This is a genomic window from Paracoccus alcaliphilus (assembly GCF_028553725.1).
GTDB classification, from domain to species: Bacteria; Pseudomonadota; Alphaproteobacteria; order Rhodobacterales; family Rhodobacteraceae; genus Paracoccus; species Paracoccus alcaliphilus.
The window spans coordinates 128,428-143,240 of sequence record NZ_CP067125.1; the positions used below are offsets into that span (position 1 = coordinate 128,428).

The following is a 14,813-nucleotide window of genomic DNA, read 5'->3' on the forward strand; positions in this document are numbered from 1 at the left end:
CTCAACGCGGCAGATGCGAGGCGATCGCCCGGCCAAGCGCAAAGATACGCTGCTCCAGAATCACCGGGGTTTCACAGACATAGGTCAGCGATTGCTGGCGGTCCTGAAAGATGCGGGTGGACCAGTCGATTTCCTCCTCGACCCGGTCGATGGCGTCGAAATCGGGCGGCTCGGCCTCGGTCAGCCGGGCGAAATCCTGACGCCGCTGCTTGATCCGGGCATCCAGCGCCTCTTGCTGATGGGCATAGCGGGTGATCCCGGCCATGACCCGGTTGCGCTGACCCTGAATCTGCTCGAAGACGGCCAGAAACAGCCCGACCAGCGCGGGCTCGTCATGGGTTCCGGCGAAATCGGCGATCATCGTCTGGGCATCCGCCATCGCCGTGCGGCGCAACGCGATCACATGGGCCAGATCCTTCACGTCCTTGTCGGCGGCATGGGCCTCGGCGGCCTCATCGGGGGGCGGGCCGCCCCAGACCTGACCGACCGACAGCGACGGTTGCCGGCGCTGGATGCAGGGCCAGTCGGGATCGGGCACCGGCCCCTCTTGCGCATGGGCGGTGCCAGCGGCCAGCGCCGCCAGCAGCATGGCACAACGGATGGTGAGCCTCATCGACCTCCTCCTTTCCGGCCGCGCCACAGGCCCTTGGCCGGATCATACATGAATACGGTAACGCCGAAGAACAGCAGCAGACAGCCTGCTGTCACGGCAAGGGACAGCGGCTCGACCCGGCTGTAAAGCGCGAATCGGATCAACTCCACCGCATGGGTGAACGGGTTGAACGCGCTGATGTCGTGCAGCAGCACGCTGGATTCACGCAGCCGCCACAAGGGATACAGCGCCGAGGATGCGAAGAACATCGGGAAGATCACGAAATTCATCACCCCTGCAAAATTCTCCAGCTGCCGGATCGCGGATGAGATCAGCAGCCCCAGCGATCCCAGCATCATCCCCGCCAGCAACAGCGCGGGCAGCGCCGACAGATAGCCCTGCCACGGTGGCCGGATGCCCCAGAACCACGCGATCACCAGAAAGGCATAGACCTGCAACACCGCCACCAGCACCGAGGCGAACAGCTTGGACCCCAGCAGGAACCAGCGCGGATAGGGGCTGACCAGCAGGCTGCGCATCGCCCCGGTCTCGCGGTCATAGACCATCGACAGCGACGACTGCATCCCCGCGAACAGCAGGATCATCCCGCACAGCCCCGGCGTCACATAGACCTCGTACAGCACATAGGTCCGGTAAGGCGGCGTGATCGACAGCCCCAGAACCGAGCGGAACCCGGCGGCAAAGACGAACAGCCAGATCAGCGGCCGCACCAGCGCCGACAGGAACCGTTCCCGCTGATGGATGAAGCGCAGGAATTCGCGGCGGGCGATGCCGCCAAAGGCAATGCTCCAGCCTTTCATTCCATCTCCTCCGCCGTGATGCCAGTCCGGCGCAGGAAAACCTCGCTCAAGGTTTCATCCCCTGCCAGATCGGCGGCCAGCGTATCGGCCAGCACCTGCCCCCGATGCAGCAGCACGACATGATCCGAGGGCGCGATCTCGTCGAAGATATGCGTGGCCCAGAGGGTCGAGACGCCTTCTTCCGAGATCAGCCGTCGCGTCAGCGCCAGCACATCGGCCCGCGCCCGCAGGTCCAGCCCCGCCGTCGCCTCGTCCAGCAGCAACAGCCGGGGACGGTGCAGCAGGGCGCGCGCGATCTCGGCCCGGCGCTGCTGGCCGCCCGACAGGGTCGAGGCGCGGGCCGTGACCTTGTCGGTCAGATCGACCAGTTCCAGCACCTCGGCGATACGCCTGCGCGCGGCACGCCCGCCGATCCCGTGCAAGGCGGCGTGATAGGCAAGGTTCTGGCGCAGGGTCAGATCGGCATCCAGCGCCCGGCTTTGGAACACCACGCCCAGCCGCGCCAGCGCCCTGCCCGGCTGACGGCGCGCGTCGAACCCATCCACCGAAATCCTGCCGGATGTGGAATCGTAAAGCCGGGTGATCAGCGAAAACAGCGTCGTCTTGCCCGCGCCATTGATGCCCAGAAGGGCGCAGAAGCTGCCCGGGCCGACGCGGAAACTGACGTCGCGCAGGGCTTCGATCGCGCCGAAACGATGGCTGACGCCCTGTATGTCAAGCGCGGGGGGATCATCCCCCGCGCCCGGTTCCGAAATCATTCCTTGCGCCGCTCCTTCTCGGTGAAGTCGGCATTCAGCTTGATGTCATATTGTCCGTCGGCGCACATCACATCGTCAAGATCGAAGCTGCCGTCATCCTCGACCTCGATATTGTCGGGATCGACCTCGCAGGTCATCTCGGCCAGCACCTCGTCGATGCGGGCGATCTGTTCATCGGTCGGATCGTCATCGGCAAATGCCGGAACGGCAAAGGCGGCCAGCGTCGCGGCCAGAAGAATGCGTTTCATGGGTCTCCTCCTGCTTGGTTAACGGATATTGAACACGGCGCGCTGGCTTTCGCCAGACGATCCGGGGATCGACAGCGTATAGCTGCCGGGCGTGATGGCGATAAAGCTGATCTCGGCCTCGCCCGCATCGTCGAATTCCAGCGAGTGAACGCCCATCGGGCGGATCTCGATCTTGTTGATGACGATCTCGTTTATCCATATCGCGCGGAAGAAATCGCCACCCGACAGCGCCAGTTCGGCAGACCCGTCGGCCACGATATTCATCTTGTAATAGGTGCCCGATTTCAGCTCGTATTCCTCTTCGGCCACCGGTTTGCCCGAACCCAGCGTCAGCGGCGCCAGCGTCTCCCGGTTCTTGTTGGCCATCAGCCCGGCAAAGCCATAGTCGAACGGCTGCGCCACGGCGCCCCCTGCGGCCAGCATCGCGGCCCCGAAAATCAATGCCTTCATCATTTACTCCCCTCAGTCTGATTTCACCGCCACGACACCCCAGGGCTGTTCGCCCACGGGCACCGACTCGGTTACCGTGTCGGTTTCGGTGTCGATGACCGAAATGTCGTTGGAATTGCCGTTCGTCGTGTAAAGGAACCTGCCATCGGGCGAAAAGCCCAGCTGCCAGACCCGTTGCCCCACCAGCAGATAATCCGTGACCTCAAGGCTGGCCACGTCGATCACCGCGACCCGGTTGGCAGGCCCCAGCGCGACATAGGCCTTGCTGCCGTCCGCCGTCACCCGCAGGCCCACGGGCTGCAACGCCTCGGGCAGCACGCCCGCGACCTCGAATTCGATCTTCTTGGTGATCTCGTTGGCGACCGGGTCGATCACGCTGACCGTGCCGCCGATCTCGGCCGTCACGAACAGCAGCGATCCGTCGGGCGAATATTCGGCAAAGCGCGGGCGCGAATCGACCAGCACATTGGCCACGATCTCGAAGGTCTCGGTGTCGATCATATGGGCCATGTTGGTGGTCTCGGACGTGTTGACCACGATCTTGCCATCTGGGCTGACACCCATGCCTTCGGGTTCGACCCCCACCGGAACCTCGGCCAGCACCTGCCGGGTTTCAACATCGACCACGGTGACGATATTGTCGTCCTCATTGGCGATGAACAGCGGGTTGCCCGACGGGTGCAGCACGAACAGTTCCGGGTCCGGCCCCGAAGGCAGCGACGGCAGTTCCTCATAGGTTTCCGCGTCATAAACCCGCACCAGATCGTCGTCCGAGGCGCAGACATAGATCACCTTGCCATCGGGCGAGGCGGTGATCCCGCGCGGGCGCTGCATCCCGGTGATGGTGTGGATCACCTCCAGGCTGTCGGCATCCAGCACCGTGACCGAATTGCCCTTTTCATTGGATACGAAGATCTTGTCGGCCAGTGCCGGCCCGGCTGTCAGCGCCGTGCAGCAGGCCAATATCGCAGCAAATCTCATCAGTTCCCCCCATTTTTTATCGCTTGCATTCCGATTCACTCCGGTCGATGCCCAGAGTGTCAAGCTGGCTGACCTGATGCAGAAACCCTTCCTGCGGGCTGACCGAGGCCACGACATTGCCCGCGCTCAGCAGCACCGGCTGGCGCAGCTGACCGTCCCAGTCGCGGAAGCTCAGGCTCTGGCCCTTGAAGGCCGCCAGGTCGAAATCTTCGGACAGGATGAAATCGCGGATCGCCGCGAAATCGCCGCCCTGAGTGCGGGTCGCGGCCTCTCCGATCGCGCGCAGTGCCATCCAGACCTGATAATCCTCGTCCCGCGCCGGGCGGTTCGCCAGCTTCTCGAACCGGGTCTGGAACTGGGTCGCGCCCCATGCCTCATGCGCGGGATGCCAGCTTTCGGGCACCAGCCCCGCCGATCCAGACACCGGCCGCGCGTCCCATGTGTGATAGGGCAGCCAGTCGGCAAAGACCCCTGCCCTGTCGGCGGCGACGACCACATGATGATCCCGCGCCCGCTGGGTAAAGACCGGCATCTGCGCCTGCACCTGCACATGACCGCTGTCGGTGCGCCTTGCGCCGCCGGTATCCTCATAGACCCGTTCCTCGACGATCCGGGCGCCGAATTTCTCGGCCGCGCGGCGATAGGCGTCGGCCAGCGCCTGATCCTGCGGGTGGCTGCCCTCGATCAGATACCAGTCGCTCCACCGCTTCCAGACCAGATATTGTGCCAGCGCATCGGCCAGCATCGCATCCGATGGTGCGACATGCAGCAGGTTCGCCCGGCAATCCGCGCCGCGCAGCGAATCGTCGCTTGCGAAGGCGTTGAAGACCAGCGCCCGTTCGCCCGCCAGATCAGCCAGCTGCACCGTCATCGGCGCATCGGCCAGCAGCACGATATAGGAAAACCCTTCATCCAGCAGCCGGGTCAGTTCGTCCTCGGCTGTGTCGGGCGTGGCGGCGACCGTTTCGGTGGTAAAGCTTTGTCCCATGAAGCCGCCGGTCGTGGCATTGTCGGCGGTGCCCAGTTCGGCCCCCGCGAATCCAAGATCGTCCGGTTTCAGGTCCAGCCGCGAAATCGGCGCGGTCCCCTGCGCATCCACCCGCAGCACGGCGGCCCGGTATTCGACATCGGCCCGCGCTGGCAGCGCCGCAGCAAGACAAAGAACAACACTCGCCGCAGCGAGTCGATGAATTTCCCGCATTTGATCCTCCCTCGATGCCGATTGATGCACGACCTGCCGCCGCGGCAAAGCTATTTTATGTAATAAAAATATAATAATAGCAATTTTCGTGAAAAATGCGGACGTTGCGCCAGCCTGTCGGGCAAGCTGGCGCATCACGCCCGGAGCCAGCGCGTTGGCCGAGGATTTCGGCAGGATCAGGCACGCCGACCAGAGCGGTCAGAGTTCGGCAGCCTCTGCTTCAGGCTTCAGCGACTTGCCGTAATCGTCCACCAGCGGCACCCCGGCATCGCGCAGAATCGCGTCGATCTCGTCCTGATGGCGACGGATCATGCTGTTCATCTGCCGCTTCCAGACATCCTCGCCCGCGCGGACGCCCATGGTGATGCGAAAGAACACGCGCGGCGGCCCGGATTCCTTCAGCAGCGGGATCATCGTCAGTTCGGGGTTGTCCTTGACCAGCGGCCCGGCGATCGGGCCCCACATCAGCGCGGCATCGGTCACCCCGTCCTGCACGTCCTGCAACATGTCGCCCGCCGGGTTTTCTACGCGGCGGTCGGTCATCAGGTCATAGGGCTTGGCGTCGTTCATCATCCCCAGCCGCGCGACATGGGTCGTGGGCGGCGCACCGGCGACGACCCCGATCCGTCGCCCCTTCAGCGCCGGATCGGCCAGATGATCGACCTCGGTCAGATCGCTGTCGGACCGCACCACCAGCACATGGGTCGAGGTATAGTAATGGTTGGTGTTCAGAACCAGCTCGTCCCCCTGCGCAAAGCCGATCACCAGATCGCATCGGCCGGCGCTCAGCGTTTGCCGCACAAAGCCGATCACCTGCGGGAACCATGTATATTGCACCGGCACGCCCATCTCGGCCGCAAGCAGTTCGGCGATCCGGTTCTCGAAGCCGCTGCCATCCTCTGACGACAGCGGCGAGTTGGCCGGATCGGCGCAGACCCGCAGGGCCGAGCGGTCAACCAGATCGGCCACCTGCGCGCCCGCCCCGCTGGCCAGAGCCGCCAGCAACACGGCCGGAAGAAGGGGCCGCATCATCAACCCCCCATGCAGTTGGTTTCTGCTTCCGTATAGTCTTCGGACTTGTCGGCACGCTGTGCCGGGCGGCCACGCGGGATCGCATCGGTCCCACGCGCACGCAGATAGGTATAGATATCGTCCAGATAGCACATCACGTTGGGATTGGTGCCGAACGCGGGCATCACCTGGTTGTCCGACGCCCCGACCTTCTGAATGCCGCTGGCGACCGCGCCATAGAAATCATAGTAATCCATCCGCATCGCCGACCTTTTCAGCGCGGGCGCATAGGTCGAGCCCTCGCCGTCGGGGCCGTGGCAAACATGGCATTCCGCGTGATAGCGGCGATAGCCGGAAAAGGTCGGCCAATCGACGGTGCCATCCTCTTCGATCTTGTATGTCGGGATCTCATCCGAATTGTACCAGCGGACACCATCGTCGTTCACCGGCTCGACATTTTGATCCTGAGCAAAAGCGGCTGTCGTGAACAGAGTGGCTAATGCCAGGATCGGCATGGCGGCTCTCATCAGGTTCTCCTCCCAGAGACTATAAAACTATAATAAGATCGTAGAGGCTCCGAAATCCACGTCCATTCCAACTTTAGTCTGGTCCGCTCGGAAAGGCCTGTGGGGATCTGCGCCGACCCTGCCACGGAATCCGCACGGCGCAAAGGGACTTGCGCCCTGCCCTTCTGTCTGGTGGATGAAACGGCTGTCGGCTCAGCCCGCCAGCCGGGCCGTGGCTTCGGCGCTTTGGCGGGTCAGTTCCGCGCCGTCCAGTGTGGTCAGGACGCCGTCGCGGACCACCTGCCTGCCCTCGACGAACAGATGCCGGACCCGGTGCGGGCCGCACAGAATCAGCGCGGCCACCGGGTCCCAGCCCCCCGCCATCGGCAGCGTGCCCGCATCCCACAGCGCCAGATCGGCGCGCTTGCCGACCTCGACCGAGCCCAGATGATCCGCCCGGCCCAGCACCTGCGCGCCGCCGATGGTGGCGATCTCCAGCGCCTCGCGCGCGCTCATCGCGTCGGCGCCATTGGCCACGCGCTGCAACAGCATCGCCTGCCGCGCCTCGCTCATCAGGTCCGCCGCGTCGTTCGAGGCCGAACCATCGACCCCCAGCCCGACCCGCACGCCCGCGTCGCGCATCGCCCGCACCGGCGCGATCCCCGAGCCCAGACGGCAATTGGAACAGGGGCAATGCGCCACCCCGGTCAGGCTGCGCGCGAACAGGGCGATCTCGTCACCGTTCAGCCTGACGCAATGGGCGTGCCAGACATCCTGCCCCACCCAGCCCAGATCCTCGGCATATTGACCGGGACGGCAGCCGAAACTGGACAGGCTGTAGGCCACATCCTCGTCATTCTCGGCCAGATGGGTATGCAGCATCACGCCCTTGTCGCGCGCCAGCAGGGCCGCATCGCGCATCAACTCGCGGCTGACCGAAAAGGGCGAACAGGGCGCCACCGCCACGCGGGTCATGGCCTGCGGCGAGGGGTCGTGAAAGGCGTCGATGACCCGGATGCAGTCCTTCAGGATCGCCGCCTCATCCTCGACCAGCGCATCGGGGGGCAGACCACCCTTGCTTTCGCCGATGCTCATCGCGCCGCGGGTGGCGTGAAAGCGCAGACCGGTATCGCGCGCGGCATGGATGGTGTCGTCCAGCCTTGCGCCATTGGGAAACAGATATTGATGATCCGAAGTCATCGTGCAGCCCGACAGCGCCAGTTGCGCCAGCCCGACCTGCGCCGCCAGCACGAAATCCGACGGGCGATAGCGCGCCCAGATCGGATAAAGGGTGCGCAGCCAGCCGAACAGCAGCGCATCCTGCCCGCCCGGCACGGCGCGGGTCAGGGTCTGGTAAAGATGGTGATGGGTGTTGATCAGCCCCGGCGTGACGATCAGCCCGGTTGCCTCGACGATCTCGGCCCCGGCCGGGGCGTGCAGGTCGCGACCGATGGCGGCGATCGCGCCATTCTCGATCAGGATCGACACACCTTCCGGCTCGCTGCGGTCGGCATCCATGGTCACGGTGATCTGCGCATTGCGGATCAGGGTAGCGGCCATCGTCATTCTCCTGCGCTCAACGCCGCTCGAACCCGTCGCTGTTCATGCCGGGCTGCGTATCGCTGCGGCCCCATTCCCGCACATCGGCCTCGATCGGGCCAAGGCTGCACACGATCTCGAACGCATCGACCATCGCCTGCGGCCCCTGCGCCGCGATCCTGACGCCATCGGGCCCGGGGCTGATCCAGCCATTCAGGCTCAGCCTGCGGGCGCGGGCTATGGCGAAGGCCACGAAAGGCTCGCCCAGGGTGCCGCGATAGATCAGTTCGACCGCGCAAAGCTCTTGCCCGCCCCGCCCGAATTCGCCGCTTTCAAAGTCCAACTCGTGCATCCTTTCAGGCTGTCGAACCCGGCGGGCCCCCCACGGATCGGGACGGCCCGCAAGGGCGCTTATTGCGGCAGCGATCCGGTCAGACCTTCCACCAGCCAGTTCATCGCGAAAATCTCGGGATCGGGCAAAGCCTCGCCCTCGGCCACGCGCTCGGTGCCGCTCTGATCCTTCAGCGGGCCGGCAAAGACATGCGCCTCGCCGCTGATCAGCGCCGCCTCGGTCTCGTTGATCCGGGCCATCTGCTCCTCGGTCAGCACGTCATTCCACGCCTGCACCGACACCGCACCCGATGCCAGCCCGCCGCGTTCGTCATGGCCCTCGAAATTGCCCTCCAGCGAGGCACCGACAGCCTCGACGAAATAGGAACTCCAGTCATGCACGACCGATCCCAGAACCGCATCAGGCCCATGCGCGCTCATGTCCGATCCGGTATTGACGACATAGACCCCTTCGGCCTGCGCCACATTCACCACCGAAGGCGTATCCTGATGCAACGAGAACACCACATCCGCCCCTTGCGAGATCACCGCCCGCGCGGCTTCTTGTTCGCGGGCCGGATCGAACCAGCTGTTCACCCAGACGATGCGGATATTGACATCGGGGTTTTCCTTGCGGGCGGCCAGCGTGATGGCGTTGACCTCGGCGATCACCTCGGGGATGGCGAATGCCGCGACGATGCCGATGGTGTTGCTTTCGGTGACCATGCCCGCCGCCATCCCGGCCAGATAGAACGCCTCATAGCTGCGTGCGGTAAAGGTGCCGAAATTTTCGGCCTGCCGGAAACCGCTGGCATGGATGAAATCCACATCCGGGCTGCGCTGCGCCAGCCGCAACCCGTCATTCATGTAACCGAACGACCCCAGCACGACGAATTTCGCCCCATCGGCCACCAGCTGGTTCACGACGCGACTGGCATCGGGCCCTTCGGGGATATTCTCGACCACGCGGGTGGTCACGCGGTCGCCGAATGCTTCCTCGACGGCTTCGCGCCCCAGATCCAGTTGCTTGGCCCAGCCGACATCCGCCACCGGCGTCGGATAGATCAGGCCGATCAGGACCGGCTCGGCCGTGGCCGCGATCCCGGTCAGCGGCAGCGCCATGCAGGCGGCTGCGATCCAGTTTGTCAGTCTGCGTTTCATTGGCATCGTTCCTTCTGCCGTTGGCATGCCTGCTCAGGCGGTACTGTTATAGGTGCGGCCCAAAGAGGCCGGGGCGTTCAGGCGCATCTTGCGGCCATCCATCGACAGGATCGAAATGGCAATGATCGTGGCGATATAGGGAATGCTGGTCAGCAGTTGCGATGGCACCGAGATACCCGCCCCCTGCACCAGCAATTCGGCAATCGTGGCCAGCCCGAACAGCCAGGCGCCGATGACCAGCCGGTCCACGCGCCATGTGGCAAAGACCACCAGCGCCACCACGATCCAGCCGCGCCCGGCGATCATCCCGTCCGACCACAACGTCGCGGAGACGGTGGCGATGAAGGCGCCCGCCAGCCCGGCCATGAAGCCGCCCACCATGACCGCCAGAAACCGGGTCATCAGCACGCTATAGCCGATGGCATGGGCCGATTCCGGCGATTCGCCCACGGCGCGGATGATCAGCCCGATCCTCGTGCTGCGCAGCATCCACCACAGCCCAACCGCCAGCAGCGGCGCCAGATAGACCAGAGCCGAATGGTTGAACAGGCCCGGGCCGATGATCGGGATCTCGGACAGGACCGGGATCGGGATCCGCTTCATCGGCGCGACCGTCATGCCCTCATAGGGTTTGCCGATCAGCCCCGACAGGCCCAGCCCCAGAATACCGACCGCAATGCCGGTGGCGACCTGATTCCCCAGCGCCAGCCAGTGACTGCCCGTCGCCATGATCGTGGCGAAACCGACCACCGCCCCCAGCGCCATCATCCCCTCGATACTCAGGTTGAGGATGCCCGCGCGTTCCACGATCAGCTCTCCCATCGCGGCCAGCAACAGCGGCGTCGCGGCCAGCAGCGTGCCCGACAGCAGGAAAACAAGTGTCGTTCCCATCAGTTCACCCCCTGCTGCGTGATGTCACGCCGCCACCGCACGCGGTAATCGACGAACAGCCGTGCCCCGATATAGCTGACCAGCAGCACCCCTTGCAGCGAGGTATTCACCGCATAGGGCACCCCGGCCGAGGCCTGCGCCATATCACCGCCGACATAGATCACCGCCATGAAGAAGGCCGCGAACAGGATGCCGATGGCGTTCAGCCCGCCCAGAAAGGCCACGATGATGGCGGCAAAACCGTAACCGGGCGACACCACCCGCTGCAACTGCCCCAGCGGGCCGGCCACCTCGAACACGCCGGCCAGACCCGCCGCCGCGCCGCCGATGCACAGGCTCAGCCAGACCGCGCGTTTCTCGCGGAACCCGGCATAGCGGGCCGCATCCGGGGCCACGCCGCCGACCTGCAACTTGTAGCCGGTCATGCTGCGCTCGACAAAGATCCACGCGGCGACGGTGGCCAGCAGCGCGACGATGATCGAGACATTCGCCCGCCCCATCCCGAACAGCGACGGCAGCATCGCCACCTGCGGAAACAGCGCCGATTGCGGAAAGTTGAAGCCATAGGGATCACGCAGCGGCCCGGATACCAGATAGTACAGCAGTTGCAGCGCGATGCTGTTCAGCATCAGCGTCACCAGAATCTCGTTGGCGTTGAACCGCGTGCGCAGAAACGCCGCCAGCGCCGCCCAGCCCATGCCGAACAGCATCCCGCACATCGCCATGGTCGGCAGCATCATCGGGTTCACGCTGTCATTGAACCACAGCGGCAACAGGCTGCCGCCGATCGCGCCCAGCAGCAACTGACCTTCGGCGCCGATATTCCAGACCTTGGCGCGAAAGCCGATCGCCAGCCCCTGCGCGATAATCAGCAAAGGCGCCATCTTCAGCAGCACCTCGCTGAGATTGTAGAGGCTGGACAGCGGCGCGACATACAGCTGCCAGATCGCACGCGACGGCGCGACGCCCTGCGACGACATCAGGATGACCGCCGCCACCACCGTCGTGACCACCGCAATCAGCGGCGCCAGCAGGGCGCGCGGGCCGGTCCTGCCGATCCTCGGCTCGACGATCCAGGGAAGCCGCATCATGCCGTGACCCTCGCCTTGGTAACATCGCGGGGCAGAAAGCCCCCGGTCATGTAATCGCCGATGGTCGAGACGGTGGCCTCGGCCCGGCCAAGCGCGGGCGACAGGCGGCCCCGGAACAGCACATGGATACGGTCGCTGACCTCGAACAATTCGTCCAGCTCCTCGCTGATGACCAGAATGCCGACGCCGGAATCGCGCAGGTCGATCAGTTGCTGGCGGATCAGCGCGGCGGCGCCCACATCCACGCCCCATGTCGGCTGCGCGGCCACCAGCACCTTCGGCTTCAGCCGGATTTCGCGGCCCATGATGAATTTTTGCAGGTTGCCGCCCGACAGGCTGCGGGCCTCGGCCTCGGGGCCGGTGCAGCGCACACCCATTTCACGGATGCAGGTTTCGGCGAAGGCGCGCATCCGCGACCGCTCGATCAGACCGCGCCGCACCATCCCCTGCGCATGGCCGGTCAGCAGCGCGTTTTCCGCCAGCGTCATTTCGGGAACGGACCCGCGACCGTTGCGATCCTCGGGAACGAAGGCCAGCCCCATCCCGCGGCGCAGCTTGGCATCCATGTCGCCGCATCCCTGACCCAGCACCCGGACCAGATCGCGGCGGCGGCGGTCCAGCACCGCCTCGCCCGACAGCAGCGCCGCCAGTTCCTTCTGGCCATTGCCCGAAATCCCGGCAATGCCGACGATCTCTCCGGGATACAGCCGCAGATCCAGATCATGCAGGCCGACCCCGAACGGATCGTCCGAAGGCTGCGACAGCTGCGCCAGTTCCAGCACCGGATCGCGCCCCGGCATGGGGGCGGTGCGTTTCGGATGCGGGATTTCCCGCCCGATCATCAGATGCGCCAGTTCCAAGGCGCTGGCCCGGCGCGGATCGACCGTCGCCACCACCTCGCCCGCGCGCATCACCGTGGCGCTGTGGCACAGGCTGCGGATTTCCTCCAGCTTGTGGCTGATGAACAGCACGGCGCAGCCCTGCGCGGCCAGTTCGCGGATGGTGTCGAACAGCGCTGGAATCCCGCTTGGTGGCAGCACCGAGGTCGGCTCGTCCATGATGATCAGCTGCGGCTCCTGCAACAGGCAGCGGATGATCTCGACCCGCTGCCGTTCGCCGACCGACAGCGAATGAACCAGCGAATCCGGGTTCACCGGCAGCGAAAACCGCTGCCCGATCTCGCGGATACGTCCCGCCAGCCGGGCCACGCTGTCCGGCACGGTCAAAGAGATGTTTTCCGCCACGGTCAGCGATTCAAACAACGAGAAATGCTGGAAAACCATGCCGATGCCCAGCTTGCGCGCCTGCGCCGGACTGGTCAGCACAACGGGTTCGCCATTCCAGCGCATCTCGCCCGCATCGGGGGGAAAGACGCCATAGATCATCTTCATCAGCGTGCTTTTGCCCGCGCCGTTTTCCCCCAGCACGGCATGGATTTCGCCGGGGCGGATGGCCAGCGAGACATCGCGATTCGCAACCACCGTCTGGAATGCCTTGGTCACGCCGCCCAGATCCAGCAGCGGCGAACCGGCCTCGACCGGCTCGGGGTGACAGGCGGCTGTGGCGGCCATGCCCATATGTTATCTCCCTGTTATGTCTCCGAGGCTTACAGACACCCTGCCCGCTGCCCGGTTAGATATTCAGCACCAGCAGCCGGGATGTGCAGCGGGATACGCAAGGCATGATCAGCCTGCCGCCCTCCTGCTCGTCCGGGCTGAGGAAAAGATCGTGATGTTCCACTTCCCCCTCGATCACTTCGGTGATGCAGGTGCCGCAGACACCCTGTTCGCAACTGGTCTTGATCTCGATCCCCGCCTCGCGGATGACCTCGATGATGGTGCGGTCCGACGGCACCACAAGCTCGATCCCGCTTTTGGCCAACCGCAGCACGAATTCGCCCTCTCCCGGCGTCAGAACCGGCACCTCTGCCGAAAAATGTTCCAGAATGATCGCGTCGGCGGGCCAGCCGGTCGCCTCGGCGCAATGGCGCACGATATCCATGAACGGATTGGGCCCGCACAGATAGACCGAATGGCCGCCCTCGCGCAGGATCTCGTGCAGCACCTCGGTCAGCAGCGGCGGCACCAGCCCGAAGTGATAGGCGACGCGATCCGACCATTCGCTTTCCAGGATCAGGTCGCGAAAGGCGATCTCGCTGTTGGTGCGCGCGAAATAGTGCAGCTCGAAATCCTCGCCCTGCGCGGCCAGCACCTGCGCCATGCTCAGCAGCGGCGTCACCCCGATTCCGCCCGCCAGCAGCAGGCGGCGCCCGCCCTCGCCCGAACGCAGGGCGAAATTGTTGCGCGGGGCGGTGATGCGGACGGTGCCGCCCTCGTGCAGTTGCGTATGCATCGCGCTGGATCCGCCGCGCCCGTTCAACTCGCGCTTGACCCCGATCAGGTAACGGCTGCGATCCGCCGGATCATTGACCAGCGAATATTGCCGCACCACGCCCGGAAAGGGCGAGATCGAGATATGCGCCCCGGCCTGAAATTCCGGCAGGGGCTGGCCATTCACCGCCTCGAATTCAAAGCTGCGGATTTCCGATGTCTCGGATCGGACCTTGCGGATGCGGACCTCGAATTCGTTCTCATCCGTCATCAGACATACTCGGAGATGCCGGACATGGCATGGAAACCGGGCAGCTTGCGGAATTCGCGCAGCCAGTTGCGGATCGCCGGATATTCCTCGTGCCCGATGCCGCCGTCACCCGACAACGCGACATAGGGAAAGCAGGCCAGATCGGCGATGGTGGGATGATCGCCCACGATCCATGTGCCGCCGTCGATTTCGCGATGGGTCAGGTGATCGTCCAGCACCCGGAACGCCGCACGCGCCGATCTGCGCGCGGCATCAATATCCAGATCATAGCTCATCACATCATGCAGCCGCGCGCTTGACGCCGCCATCAGTTCACCCCCCGCGAACATCAGCCACATCATCACCGGGCCAAAGCTGGCCGGATCGCGCGGCAGCCATGTGCCGTCCTTGTCGTATTTATTCGCCAGATGGCACAGGATGGCCTGCGCATCGCGCAGAACCAGCCCGTCATCTTCCAGCACCGGCAATTGCCCCAGCGGGTTGATCGCCAGAAATTCCGGCGTCTTGTGCTGACGGCCCGGATAGAAATCCACCTGCCGGCGCTGATATTCCAGCCCCAGAAAGCCCAGCATCAGCCGGACCTTGTAGCAACTGCCCGAAAGCGAATAGTCGTGAAGCGTGATCGTCATGGG

General features: G+C 64.7%; 17 protein-coding genes. All 17 read right to left on the minus strand.

Translation table 11 applies throughout. The annotated features are described in order from the left end of the window. Position 1: 1 nt before the first annotated feature. On the minus strand, positions 2-613 hold the full coding sequence (locus tag JHW40_RS19000; protein WP_090610571.1) for a hypothetical protein: 612 nt from the start codon (positions 611-613) through the stop codon (positions 2-4). Then, positions 610-1,413, minus strand: coding sequence for an ABC transporter permease (locus JHW40_RS19005; RefSeq protein WP_090610570.1), 804 nt, complete (start codon positions 1,411-1,413; stop codon positions 610-612). Before JHW40_RS19005 ends, JHW40_RS19000 begins: the two co-directional genes overlap by 4 nt. Then, positions 1,410-2,171 (minus strand): ATP-binding cassette domain-containing protein, encoded by a 762-nt coding sequence (locus JHW40_RS19010; protein ID WP_090610569.1) that lies wholly within the window; start codon positions 2,169-2,171, stop codon positions 1,410-1,412. Before JHW40_RS19010 ends, JHW40_RS19005 begins: the two co-directional genes overlap by 4 nt. Further along, positions 2,168-2,419 carry a PepSY domain-containing protein gene (locus tag JHW40_RS19015; RefSeq protein ID WP_090610568.1) on the minus strand — a complete coding sequence of 84 codons (252 nt, stop codon included), beginning with the start codon at positions 2,417-2,419 and terminating at the stop codon, positions 2,168-2,170. The genes JHW40_RS19010 and JHW40_RS19015 overlap by 4 nt, the downstream gene beginning before the upstream one ends. Before the next feature lie 18 nt (positions 2,420-2,437). Next, the gene (locus JHW40_RS19020; protein WP_090610567.1) at positions 2,438-2,872 is read right to left on the minus strand and encodes a cupredoxin domain-containing protein; all 435 of its coding nucleotides are present in this window, start codon (positions 2,870-2,872) and stop codon (positions 2,438-2,440) included. 9 nt (positions 2,873-2,881) lie between these two features. Beyond that, positions 2,882-3,850 carry a PQQ-dependent catabolism-associated beta-propeller protein gene (locus JHW40_RS19025; RefSeq protein ID WP_090610566.1) on the minus strand — a complete coding sequence of 323 codons (969 nt, stop codon included), beginning with the start codon at positions 3,848-3,850 and terminating at the stop codon, positions 2,882-2,884. Between the two features lie 16 nt (positions 3,851-3,866). Next, the gene (locus JHW40_RS19030) at positions 3,867-5,051 is read right to left on the minus strand and encodes an ABC transporter substrate-binding protein (RefSeq protein WP_090610565.1); all 1,185 of its coding nucleotides are present in this window, start codon (positions 5,049-5,051) and stop codon (positions 3,867-3,869) included. A gap of 198 nt (positions 5,052-5,249) precedes the next feature. Next, positions 5,250-6,083: a substrate-binding domain-containing protein gene (locus JHW40_RS19035; protein ID WP_090610564.1), complete on the minus strand. Its 834-nt coding sequence runs from the start codon at positions 6,081-6,083 to the stop codon at positions 5,250-5,252. Continuing rightward, positions 6,083-6,589, minus strand: coding sequence for a c-type cytochrome, methanol metabolism-related (locus JHW40_RS19040; protein WP_090610563.1), 507 nt, complete (start codon positions 6,587-6,589; stop codon positions 6,083-6,085). The genes JHW40_RS19035 and JHW40_RS19040 overlap by 1 nt, the downstream gene beginning before the upstream one ends. A gap of 192 nt (positions 6,590-6,781) precedes the next feature. Then, the gene (locus JHW40_RS19045; RefSeq protein WP_090610562.1) at positions 6,782-8,128 is read right to left on the minus strand and encodes an 8-oxoguanine deaminase; all 1,347 of its coding nucleotides are present in this window, start codon (positions 8,126-8,128) and stop codon (positions 6,782-6,784) included. 16 nt (positions 8,129-8,144) lie between these two features. After that, on the minus strand, positions 8,145-8,450 hold the full coding sequence (locus tag JHW40_RS19050; protein ID WP_090610561.1) for an acylphosphatase: 306 nt from the start codon (positions 8,448-8,450) through the stop codon (positions 8,145-8,147). A gap of 68 nt (positions 8,451-8,518) precedes the next feature. Then, positions 8,519-9,598: a BMP family ABC transporter substrate-binding protein gene (locus JHW40_RS19055; protein WP_170851729.1), complete on the minus strand. Its 1,080-nt coding sequence runs from the start codon at positions 9,596-9,598 to the stop codon at positions 8,519-8,521. A 33-nt stretch (positions 9,599-9,631) separates the two neighbouring features. Continuing rightward, complete coding sequence (locus JHW40_RS19060) at positions 9,632-10,489, minus strand: ABC transporter permease (RefSeq protein WP_272849120.1); 858 nt, start codon at positions 10,487-10,489, stop codon at positions 9,632-9,634. After that, positions 10,489-11,580, minus strand: coding sequence for an ABC transporter permease (locus JHW40_RS19065; RefSeq protein ID WP_244519109.1), 1,092 nt, complete (start codon positions 11,578-11,580; stop codon positions 10,489-10,491). The genes JHW40_RS19060 and JHW40_RS19065 overlap by 1 nt, the downstream gene beginning before the upstream one ends. Next, positions 11,577-13,157: an ABC transporter ATP-binding protein gene (locus JHW40_RS19070; RefSeq protein ID WP_272849121.1), complete on the minus strand. Its 1,581-nt coding sequence runs from the start codon at positions 13,155-13,157 to the stop codon at positions 11,577-11,579. The genes JHW40_RS19065 and JHW40_RS19070 overlap by 4 nt, the downstream gene beginning before the upstream one ends. 55 nt (positions 13,158-13,212) lie before the next feature. Next, the gene (locus tag JHW40_RS19075; RefSeq protein WP_090610558.1) at positions 13,213-14,181 is read right to left on the minus strand and encodes a PDR/VanB family oxidoreductase; all 969 of its coding nucleotides are present in this window, start codon (positions 14,179-14,181) and stop codon (positions 13,213-13,215) included. Further along, positions 14,181-14,810: a glutathione S-transferase family protein gene (locus JHW40_RS19080; RefSeq protein ID WP_090610557.1), complete on the minus strand. Its 630-nt coding sequence runs from the start codon at positions 14,808-14,810 to the stop codon at positions 14,181-14,183. The genes JHW40_RS19075 and JHW40_RS19080 overlap by 1 nt, the downstream gene beginning before the upstream one ends. Between the last annotated feature and the right edge of the window lie 3 nt (positions 14,811-14,813).